Raw genomic sequence first — 9909 nt, 5'->3', positions numbered from 1 at the left:
AGTGAGCCTTGAGTTTCGGAGCCGACGGTGACTACGGCGAAATTGGCCGCGGCAGCCACGGCTGAACCGCTGCTGGAGCCGTAGGTCTCGAATGGCCCGTATGGATTGCGGGTTTGTCCGCCCAGAGTGCTGAAGCCGTTGGGCATGCCGGCGTCCATCCAGTTGGCCCATTCGGAGAGGTTGGTCTTGCCAAGAATGATGGCCCCCGCGTCGCGCAGCTGTGCGACCAGGAAGGCGTCCCGGTCGGGCTGCCAATCCTGCATGGCGTAAGCGCCGGCGGTAGCGTGCATGCCCTCGGCCGCGATGTTGTCTTTGAGCAGCACGGGGATGCCGTGCATGGCCCCGCGGCCATTGCCTGCGGCCCGCTCCTGGTCCAGTTGGCGGGCGATCTCCAGCGCATCCGGGTTCAGTTCCATGACCGAGTTCAGGCTGTTCCAATCGTAGAGCTGGATGCGGTTGACGTAGTAGGTGACCAACTCCTCGGCGGTGGTCTGACCTTCGTCCAGCAGGCCCTGAATATCCAGCACCGTCGCGCTGGTGAGCACCGTATCCAGTTCGGTCGCGCGTTCAGGCGTGAACACGTTCAATGCCTCCTCGAAGGCGCTGAAATCGCGCTCGCGTTTGGCGCTGTAATCCGGTTCGGGGCGGGGGAATTCGGATGCCGCGGCCGCCGGTGTGATCCCGGCCAGTTGCTGGAGGAGGGGAACCAGGCCCTGGATTGCCAGCGCCGGCCCGTAGGCGGCATTGGTCAGCCCCACCAGGCTGATGTCCGTGCCGGGCACAAACATCAGCTCGCTTTCGAAGCCGAGCGTCTGCCCGCCGTGCCCCCAGACGCCATCGGCGAATTCGATCAGGCCGATGCCGTAGCCCTTGGCCCCGAGGCTGCCGGCGACCGCATCATTCTCCACAAAATCGGCCATCTTCAGCACTGTTTGTGGGTCCTGGAAGAGCTGGCCATTGGCCAACGCCTGCAGGAATGTAGTCAGGTCGGCCGCCGTGGAGATGATACCGCCCGCGGCCCAGCCCTGGGATAGGTTCCACTCGGTGGTGTTCTTGCCGTCGGGATAGAATTCATAGCCCTGGATGATGGTTCCGGCTTCGGGCACATCGTTGGGGAAGCTGGTCTCCGTCATCTCCAACGGATCCAGGATGCGCGCCTGGAGTAAGTCGGCGTACTGTTGGCCGGTGGCCGCTTCAAGCACCAAACCCAGCAGGATGAAGCCGGTGTTGGAGTACTGCCACCGGCCCTCCTCGCCGGGCGCGAAGTCGGGCGTTCCGTTGTCGATGGCGTATTGGACCAGTTCTTCGGGCGGGTAGGAGCGACGCATGGCTTCGTCATCGCCCTGGCCGGCGCCGATGATGGGATCGCCGTAGTCCCAGACGCCCGATGTGTGATTGGCCAGTTGGCGCAGGGTCATACGGTCGCCGTTGGGAATTTTTCCGGCCCAGTCGGGCAGCCACGCGCTCAGGGGATCGTCGATGGAGAGCACGCCTTCTTCTTCCAGTTGGGTGAGCATGACGGCGGTGAACATCTTGTGTTGCTGCCGATCTCGAAGTGGTCGTACACCTGCACCGGCGTTCCCTCTTCTACGCTGGCAAGGCCCGTAGCTTCCAGGAATTGATTGCCGGGCGCATCCAGACGGATGACCGCGCCCGGCGCCGGGCCAAAGGCATTGGGGACGGACTCCATGGTCGGGTCCACGATCTGTTGGATCAGGTCGTGGACGGTGTTGGATTCCGCCGCGATTTGCTCTTCCGCCGGGGCGGTCTCTTCCTCCGCCGGCATCTCTTCAGGGGCGATAGTTGGATTCGCCTGGGCCGGGGGTGGGGCTGCTGTTGGCTCTGGCGCAGGCGTTGGTTCGCTACGGCTGCATGCGCCCAGCAAGAGCACCAGGGTTAAAATAGCAATGGTTGGTATGAAGCGTTTGGTATTCATGGTCTTCCTCGTGAGAGAATGATTGATCAAAAAGGGACGATAGATGTGAACCCAAGGGTTTGTGAGGTGATAGCGCAGCGTGGATGATTGCTTACAAACTTCTGGTTTCTGTCAGGAATCACTTTTGCAGCGATGACGGTGTGTCAGCCAAGAGTCCGTAGGCATTGATAGGTTAGTGTCTGCGTTGTTCGGTCATGGCAAACCTCCAGGAGTGTCGATGCTGCGATGTGCGATGATGGAAACAGCTTTTTCCGCCCCCCTAACCCCCCAAAGGGGGGAATCCCGGTCAGATAGGATCATGGTCAAGGGATCGACCAGGGCCATCAGCCATTTCTGTCATTTACTGTCGCCGACAATGGCCATTTTGTCGATTTTCTTGCGGTAGGTGGACCCAAATTTCATGTCTGCGCCCCAGGCGCTGATCTCTTCCCAGTGGAATTCGCTCAGGTCCAGAAGCATGTTGATGTCCCCTTCCTGATCCACCAACGCTTCCGCTTCCGGGACCATGACAGCATAGTCGTCTTTGCTGATTGTGCCGCTGATCTTGTAGCCGATGGTGTTGCCGGAACTTTGTTCAAATTTCGTAATCATGGATATTCTTCGTGGTTGGGGTTGTGAGAGAGGTAATATTATCCAGCATCCTTCAGAATCATCCCAATCTGCCGGTCGAGGTCGGACAGGTGATAGCGCGTGGTCGCATCTACTGTCTTCAATACTGCGGCCTGCAGCTCTTCCCGCAGCCGGGTCAGGCCTGCGTACCCCGCTGCGCGGATGTCCGTCCCTTCGGCCTGGGTGATGAGGGAAGCGAGGGCTTCCCCTAGCGGGCCGAGGGCCGCCAGCGCCGCGGCATTCTTTTCCGAATCGGGATCGGACATCTGCTTCTTGAGAATAGACAAGTAGTGTCGCTGCAGCCGGCGGCGCAGAGGATCGATGACGGGCGAATCCGCCTGCAGCTCCTCAAACAGTCCTGCTTGAACATCAGACAGCAGATCGGCCGTGCTGTAATGCTGTGTATCGGGATCGAGTTGCTCAGCGTTGGCAAGCTGAAGGTAGATGTTCTTCTGGAGAAGGCTCGCCAGCAGCGCTTTCTGCAAGAGTTCCACTTCGCCCATAGGATTCTTCGGCGTAAGCAGGTCCAGCACTTCAGGGTTCAGGAAAGTATGGGGCGTGCGCAGATTGTCCACAAGGTAGGTTGCGGCAGTGTGCTGTCGCTCCGCAGAGACGCGGTGGAATTGAGGGCCGTGTCCGGCCATCGTGCGGGTTTCCTCAACGCCACCGATCAGCTTGACCACCGATGCGAGCCACCCTTGCCGCTGCCCCAGGATTGTTGTGTAGGTTTCCCCCAACGTGCTGAAATCTCCGTCCTGCCTGGTGGTGGCGGCGACCAGGTACTTCATCATCCGTTCCAGATTCAGGATGCCGAGGCGGGTTGCCTCAATGCGGTCCGCGCCCAGGTTCTCTGTGAGAACATTGGGATCAACGGAGGCGGGGATATCTTCGCCTCCAAAAGCGAGAAAGGGATCGTCTATCTGGCGCTCGGCCCAACGGTTCAGAGTCTGCTGTTCGTCCGCCGGGGAATCGGCGCCGGGAATGGGGCGATAGCCCCAGGCGATCGCGAACTCATCGTAAGGCCCGATCTGCGGGATGAAATGGGTGACGCCGTCCCCGGGCTGGGCAAGATAATTGAAACGGCCGTATGACATGATCGAGGGCGCCGTTCCATAGCGGGCCGTGAAGTCAGGATCGCGCAATTGCTCCGTTGTGAAAACCTGGCTGGCGCGGTGATTGTGGCGCAGGCCCAGCGTGTGGCCCACTTCATGTGCCACCACATAGCGCATCAACTGCCCGACCAGTTCATCTGACAACGGCAGGGATTGCGCGCTTTCGTCGGCAGCCGATGCCTGGCTGAAATACCATTGTTCGGCCAGGTTTGGTGTCTTCGCCCAGATCAGGATATGCGCCGAGAGAATCTCGCCTGTACGCGGGTCATGGGTGTGCGGCCCGACCGCGTTCGCTACCGGCTGGGTCAGCCAGCGAACCACCGAATGGCGCGTGTCACCCGGGTCCCAATGGGGGTCTTCTTCGATGCTCGGCGCATCTTTGGCGATGATCGCTTCCCTGAAGCCCGCGGCCTCAAATGCGGGCTGCCAATCCTCCACGGCCTGTTTGAGATAGGGCCGCCACTTCTCCGGCACCTCGCGGCTGATGTAGTAAACAATCGGCTTTTTGGGTTTGGATATCTTCGCCTGCGCCCGTTTTTTCTCCAGGCGATAGCGGGTGATATAGCGATGGGCTAAGACGCCATGTGTCTCTTCGCCGGAGTAGTCGTCGAAGCCGACGGTGAAGTAGCCGATGCGGGGATCGAAGCGACGGCGCGGCATGTGCTGCTCTGGCAGAAGCGTGATGCTGTGCTGCACAACAACGGAAACGCTGTTGGAAAGCCCGCCGGTCGTGCTGAAGGTGAGGAAGCTCTCAATGTTGACATTGCGCGGGAAAGGGATTATCGACCGCACGTGACATCGTTCCGGAGCGATGGCTGCTACCACGTATCCTCCGGATGCAAGCTGCGCCTTGGGAGAGAAATCAGGCAGGTCGGCCGTAAAAACGCCTGTTCCCTCAATCAAGAGCCCGCCGTCCGGGCTGTCGGCAAGGATTGGAAAGGCCATGATCGCCGCGGGCAGGGAAGTTTGGATCAGCGCCTGGAACACCGGTCGCAGTTGCTTGGTTGGAGGCTCATCTTCAGGCAGGCTGGGATCGCCGGCGATCTTTTTCAGTGGGTGGGTGAGATCGCGCACATAGATGCTGCGGTCAACCTGCTCCAGTCGCACCAGCCGGGCAGCGATCTCCAGGCCGCCCATCGGTTTCAAGCCGACAGGCATGTCGTCCAACTCCGCGTACCAGAGCATGTCCTTGCCCAGCAGTTTCTGCGGGATTTCCAGGTACCATTTTTCGCCAACGTGGTGCACAGTGAATAGACCGGTCTGGGTGACCGCCTCGTCAGTGATAAGATCCTCGTACTTGGCCGGTTCTGGGGGCTGCGCCGGAGGTGGTTGCCCAGGCGATACCTGGGCCTGTGGCTGAGATAGTTGCTCAGGCGTTTGGGGGGCTGAGGGCGATTCGAATATCATGATCAGGTTCCTTCTACTTCTTATCGCCCAGTTTCTCATCCAGCATCTGGATGGTGGCTTCGAGATTGGGCGGGCGGTAGGCTTTGGCGATCTGCTCGATGACGAAGGCTGTCGCCAACATCTTGCCCTCCTCGTAAGGGCGGGCAGCGAAGCTGATTGAGACGGGCTCGCCGTTTTCGCCATAACCGGCGGGGATGGTCATGGCGGGCCAGCCGGCCGGGGCGTAGGTTTGTCCCAGAGGCGCTGCAACACCGATGTCATTGACCATGATCACGTCCACATTGTATTGGTCGAAAAGCGTCGTCAAGGCATCGTTGTAGGTCTTGATGCGTTCCTCGACCTGCTTATCGGTCTCTTCCTTGCTCAGCTTGGTGTTCTGGGATTCTTCCAGATATCCCTGGCCGTAAGGCGCCCGGTTTTGCATGTCTTCCTTGTTGGCGGCGATCACTTCTTCCAGGCTTTTGACCGGAGCGTTGACCGCGGGCAGGAAATCATCGATGGCGTACTTGAAGACCGGAGGCAGTATCTCGCTGGCTGGTGCGGCGCCCGGAACGTCTTTGCTGTCGATCAGAACTACCTGGATGCCCAGTTTTTCGAGGGTCGCCTGCAATTCGTCATTTTTGCCCGTCATGCCCAGGCGCAGACCGGACAGGGCCTCAGTCGTGAAGTAGCTCGTGTAATCCTCGCCCGCTTTGGCCATGGCGTCGGCGTCATTGGGATCAGGAGAGACCATGGCGGTAAGTAGAACAGCCACGTCGGTGACGCTGCGGCCCATGGGCCCGGCGTTGTCCTGGAAGGGCATCAGGGGGATGATGTAGTCGCCCGAGACCAGGGAATGGGTGGGCTTGAGACCCACGGCCGAGTTGATGTACGCCGGCATCAGAAGTGAGCCTTGAGTTTCGGAGCCGACGGTGACTACGGCGAAATTGGCCGCGGCAGCCACGGCTGAACCGCTGCTGGAGCCGTAGGTCTCGAATGGCCCGTATGGATTGCGGGTTTGTCCGCCCAGAGCGCTGAAGCCGTTGGGCATGCCGGCGTCCATCCAGTTGGCCCATTCGGAGAGATTGGCTTTGCCCAGGATGACAGCGCCACTTGTGCGCAGGGCGGCCGTCACCGTAGCGTCGCGGTCGGGCGTCCAGTCCTTCATGGCGTAAGCGCCGGCGGCGGTGTTCATGCCTTTGATGGCGATGTTGTCCTTCAGCAAGATGGGGATGCCGTGCATCATGCCGCGAGATTGGCCACTGGCCCGTTCCGCGTCCATCGCTTTGGCCTCTTCCAGCGCCTTGGGATTCAGCGCCAGCACCGAGTTGAAGTTATCGACATCATAGCGCTTGATGCGGTCGAGATAGTAGATGGTCAGTTCCTCCGAAGTGAGCGAACCATCATCAAATAGCTTCTGGATATCCGGGATCGTCACCGTGGCCAAAGCGGCGTCAAGCTCGCCCCGGCGTTCATCGGTCAGCGTGCTCATGGCCTCTTCGAAGGGCGTGAAGTCGCGCGGGAGTTTGGCGTTGTAGTCGGGTTCAGGGAGGGGGAACTCCCCGGCAGAGGGCTGGCCCTGGTTACTGACGCTACAGGCGGCCAGGGCCGGGACGGCTACAAGGGCTGCCGCGAGGAGAATGATGATTTTTTTGGTTTTCATGAATGTGTTCCTTTGTCTTGAAATGTGAATGGACTGGGGGGGATGATTATTGGTTTGATCCCAGGCCTGGCAATTCCGTTCATACGAAGGTGTTCATTTTAGCATGGTTGGGCAAAGTTTTCCGGATCGAGATACAGGTCTGGCATAACCTGCTGATGACCGGGAAGAACAAACCAAAACGACTGCCTATGCACAAGCATCCCTTCACTCTGGTGCGCATTGTGCGCTACGATGAAGAGGGCAACCCGGCTTTCATACGCCCCTTGTGGCTGATCGTCATGGGCGCACGTCGCCATGAACTCACCCTTGAGCACATCTATCAGGCCTATTTGTGCCGCTTCGACATCAAACATTTCTTCCGTTTCGGAAAACAGAAGCTGCTCCTGGTCAACTCCCAGACCCCCGAGGTCAAACGGGAAGAGAATTGGTGGCAACTCGCTCACATCGCCTATGCCCAACTTTGGATGACCCGTCATGTGGTGGACGCCTTACCGAACCCCTGGGAACGCAACTTGCCAGCCATGAAACAGCGTCTCATCTCCCCAACCCTGGTGTAACGTGACTTTACCAAGATTATTCGCCAGACCTGTGGTGAGCCTGTCGAACCATGGGGACACCGGCTCAACCGCCCAAGTGGCCTGATCTCGGCCCGATTATCCAATCGTAAAGGTTCGCCTTCGACTCGACTCAGTTCGAGCCGGGTTAAGCTTTGTCAAAAGTCCAGTTTAAATCCTCTTTAGATTTTCTCGTGATCTGCAATTGAAACTACGCGAGACCTGTCAGACCTGGCAGCGAGACAAACAGATAGTTGATGACGTTTGTTCTCCTTTTGTCAACATGGTGGTCCGGCGATAACTCAACCTAAGCGATCAGAATGCCGGATTTGGTCTGCCGGTGAGCGACCGCAGGTTCATCCCCGGCCCTTTTTCACGATAGCGCACGGCGTTGCCCCAGGACCAGGGCCTCGCCAGTAGCCTGACATGTCGTCTCAGGTGGGTGTTGGCGCTGCAAGAGGCTGGTGTTTCTCAGTGTACGCGGGGCGGCTCATTTGTCAAAAAACCCCTGGCGGTACATCTGTTCAATGTCGAAAGCAGGCTTAGCCCGATCGATCGGGCGCTGCGACCGTAGGTTGCTTGTAGCCGGGGGAATCGTGTCCTGGTGGTCTTCTGTACCAATGGACATTGCTCCCTGCGCAGGAGCCATCCCTGACCGGCCAGTCAGGTGCTGTTCGACCAGCGTTGCAGTTCGATGATATTGTCTTCAGGGTCGGTCGCGTAGACCAGGGTGATGGTGCCCGCGCCAGGAATCTGGACGGCGACTGTCTCGCCCAGCGCGCTGCCACCTTCCGTAACAACCAGGGCCAGCGCGGTCTCGACGTCATCTACGGCGAAGGCGATGTGGGCGAAGCCGAGCTGGTTGGCTGCCGGGACTGTTCGTTCCTCGAAATGGTCGTATTGGAAGATCTCCAGGGTGGGACCGGCTGGCAGTCGAACACTCGCTGATAAAACCGCGCCAGGCCTTTCCAATCCCTGGCGACGATATTTGTGTGGGCAAAACGGGCATCGAGGAGCATGGTTGCCTCAGGCATCATGGTCAATGGTCAGCGATCAATTGTCAATCGGTGGGAAGTGCAACTCTATGAAAAGAGGATTTCGGAGATGGTGACGAATTCGTAGCCGCTGCCCTCCAGGAAATCGAGCAGGCGGGGCAGGGCAGCTTGATTAGCCGGGTTTACATCGTGCATGGCGATGATCGCGCCGGGGCAGACGAGCTCAGTTACCCGGTCGTAGAGGGACTCCGGGGTTATCTCGTCGGTCCAATCTCGGCTGTCGACCGTCCAACCTATGATATGATAGCCTTCACCTTTGGCACGACTGACGATAGAATCGTTAATTGCGCCGAAGGGGGCGCGAAAGATTGGTTTGGTGGTTGCACCGGGATAGGCTGCCTGAACAAATTGTTCGGTCACGGCAAGTTCCTGTGCTACCGCGTCTGTTGTCATCGCCAGCATGTTCTCGTGGGTGTAGGAATGGTTGCCCAACTCATGCCCATTTTCCAGGATGGGGGCGATCATCTCCGGGTGGTTTTCCACGGCACCACCCAGCACAAAGAAGGTGGCTCGAATCCCGCGGGCGGCCAATTGTTCCATCAATTCCCTGTTGCCCTCGACAAAGCCGATGTCAAATGAGAGAGCGACCCGTTTCTGGCGGTTGTCGCGTCCGATATAATAACCGGAGATGCCGAAGGGCAGGTCCTCAACGGAGTCGACCTGGGGCAGGGGCGCGGTCCAGTCGCGCGGGGGTGTGCTGTCGCGGGGCAACTGAATCGTACTGCCTGCCTGTCCCGTCCACCCAGGATTGGCTTTCAGGATCGCCTCTTCCGACACGTTGGCATTGTAGGCGATCTCGCTAATTGTATCGTTGGGCCACAGACAATAGGAATCGGGGACATCCAGTGAGGGTACCGTCGGTTCAGGGGTAGGTGTGGTGGCGATGGCGGCCAGAGCATGTTGCGCCGACGATTGCTCTATCATCAAAGAAGAAGTTGAAGTGGAATCGCTGTCCAAATAGTCTTTGATGCTCGAGACCATCTGGGCTGCCAGGAGCAGGGCCAGGCCGGTCAGAACGATGAGAGCGCCCCAAAGCAGGTAGGTGGTGAGAGGATGTTCTTTCCATGGTGGTTTGGCCGGTCTGGGTGCCGGTCCGGAGGTGGCAGGGGCGGCTGCCATCATGTTCCGGGTTTCAAACTCGTCCTGCAGGGGAGCCGGTTGGCCAGGGGAAACCGCGATGTTGATCACATCGTGCAGGTTGGCGCGCAACACGTAGAGGGGCAGCGTTTCGCCCACGGGCGGCGCGTAGCGCTGGTCCAGGAGCTGGCGTGCCTGGTGTACGCTCTCGTTAACGTCGGAGTTGGGCACATCCGCGGCAACGTACAGGTCGGCGCGCAGGGGACGGCCGTTGCGATCAAGCAACACCAGCAAGCCGGCCAGTGAGAGGCCCGATGGATCTTCCAGTTCAAAGTAGTCGGCGTTGATCGGGTTCATACCGATTGTCAGTATACACCGATGCCGCAATATGTTCAAGTCGAGTGCGGAGAGGGTTTGGACCACGAAGGCGCGAAGGGAGCGAAGGACCCGGAGTGGGGGGATGGGGGACGCGGGGAGGGTTTGGACCACGAAGGCGCGAAGGGACACGAAGAGACAC

General features: G+C 59.2%; 8 protein-coding genes. 1 reads left to right on the top strand and 7 read right to left on the bottom strand.

All coding sequences use genetic code 11. The features are described from left to right. The 5 genes from U9R25_13880 to U9R25_13860 all read right to left on the bottom strand — a co-directional run. Positions 1-1532: serine hydrolase (locus tag U9R25_13880; protein MEA3336997.1), on the bottom strand; the 1532-nt coding region annotated here is incomplete at its 3' end. After that, positions 1466-1936, bottom strand: coding sequence for a hypothetical protein (locus tag U9R25_13875; GenBank protein ID MEA3336996.1), 471 nt, complete (start codon positions 1934-1936; stop codon positions 1466-1468). The genes U9R25_13880 and U9R25_13875, both read right to left, overlap by 67 nt. Positions 1937-2272: 336 nt before the next feature. Next, complete coding sequence (locus U9R25_13870; GenBank protein ID MEA3336995.1) at positions 2273-2527, bottom strand: STAS/SEC14 domain-containing protein; 255 nt, start codon at positions 2525-2527, stop codon at positions 2273-2275. A gap of 38 nt (positions 2528-2565) precedes the next feature. Beyond that, the gene (locus tag U9R25_13865) at positions 2566-5064 is read right to left on the bottom strand and encodes a zinc-dependent metalloprotease (protein MEA3336994.1); all 2499 of its coding nucleotides are present in this window, start codon (positions 5062-5064) and stop codon (positions 2566-2568) included. Positions 5065-5077: 13 nt separating this feature from the next. After that, positions 5078-6706: an amidase family protein gene (locus tag U9R25_13860; GenBank protein MEA3336993.1), complete on the bottom strand. Its 1629-nt coding sequence runs from the start codon at positions 6704-6706 to the stop codon at positions 5078-5080. A gap of 107 nt (positions 6707-6813) precedes the next feature. Between U9R25_13860 and U9R25_13855 the strand changes: the two genes are divergently transcribed. Continuing rightward, positions 6814-7263: a hypothetical protein gene (locus U9R25_13855; GenBank protein MEA3336992.1), complete on the top strand. Its 450-nt coding sequence runs from the start codon at positions 6814-6816 to the stop codon at positions 7261-7263. Between the two features lie 660 nt (positions 7264-7923). On the opposite strand, the gene U9R25_13850 is transcribed toward U9R25_13855, so the two are convergent. Both U9R25_13850 and U9R25_13845 read right to left on the bottom strand, forming a co-directional pair. Further along, the gene (locus tag U9R25_13850) at positions 7924-8232 is read right to left on the bottom strand and encodes a hypothetical protein (protein ID MEA3336991.1); all 309 of its coding nucleotides are present in this window, start codon (positions 8230-8232) and stop codon (positions 7924-7926) included. Positions 8233-8342: 110 nt separating this feature from the next. Then, positions 8343-9749 (bottom strand): polysaccharide deacetylase family protein, encoded by a 1407-nt coding sequence (locus U9R25_13845; GenBank protein ID MEA3336990.1) that lies wholly within the window; start codon positions 9747-9749, stop codon positions 8343-8345. Positions 9750-9909: the final 160 nt, after the last annotated feature.

The organism is Chloroflexota bacterium, assembly GCA_034717495.1.
Taxonomy (GTDB): Bacteria; Chloroflexota; Anaerolineae; order JAAEKA01; family JAAEKA01; genus JAYELL01.
This window is presented reverse-complemented; position numbering and strand designations above follow the sequence as displayed.

Bases quoted from the DNA above. Each gene is read 5' to 3' on its own strand.
- U9R25_13875 (MEA3336996.1), bottom strand. From the start codon at position 1,936: ATGAATACCAAACGCTTCATACCAACCATTGCTATTTTAACCCTGGTG.
- U9R25_13870 (MEA3336995.1), bottom strand. From the start codon at position 2,527: ATGATTACGAAATTTGAACAAAGTTCCGGCAACACCATCGGCTACAAG.
- U9R25_13865 (MEA3336994.1), bottom strand. From the start codon at position 5,064: ATGATATTCGAATCGCCCTCAGCCCCCCAAACGCCTGAGCAACTATCT.
- U9R25_13860 (MEA3336993.1), bottom strand. From the start codon at position 6,706: ATGAAAACCAAAAAAATCATCATTCTCCTCGCGGCAGCCCTTGTAGCC.
- U9R25_13845 (MEA3336990.1), bottom strand. From the start codon at position 9,749: ATGAACCCGATCAACGCCGACTACTTTGAACTGGAAGATCCATCGGGC.